Source organism: Burkholderia sp. IT-111MI5, assembly GCF_949752865.1.
GTDB classification, from domain to species: Bacteria; Pseudomonadota; Gammaproteobacteria; order Burkholderiales; family Burkholderiaceae; genus Burkholderia; species Burkholderia pyrrocinia_C.
In genome coordinates, this window is sequence record NZ_CATKIF010000065.1 from 1 (window position 1) to 227 (window position 227).

Here is a 227-nt window from a genome sequence, read left to right on the forward strand (position 1 = left end):
GTCATCGACGGGATGGCCGGCCTCTGGTGCGTGAACGTCGGCTACGGCCGCAAGGAACTCGCCGACGCCGCGTATCGCCAGCTGCAGGAACTGCCGTTCTACAACACCTTCTTCAAGACGACGCACCCGCCGGTGATCGAGCTTTCCGCGATGCTCGCGGAAGTGACGCCCGCCGGCTTCAACCACTTCTTCTACTGCAACAGCGGCTCGGAAGGCAACGACACCGT

The 227-nt window shown here is 63.4% G+C and carries 1 protein-coding gene; it reads left to right on the forward strand.

The window, feature by feature from the left end; all coding sequences use genetic code 11:
• Nucleotides 1–227, forward strand: a 227-nt coding sequence (locus ACM6JT_RS29385; RefSeq protein WP_414857778.1) for an aminotransferase class III-fold pyridoxal phosphate-dependent enzyme, incomplete at both ends; no start/stop codon positions are given.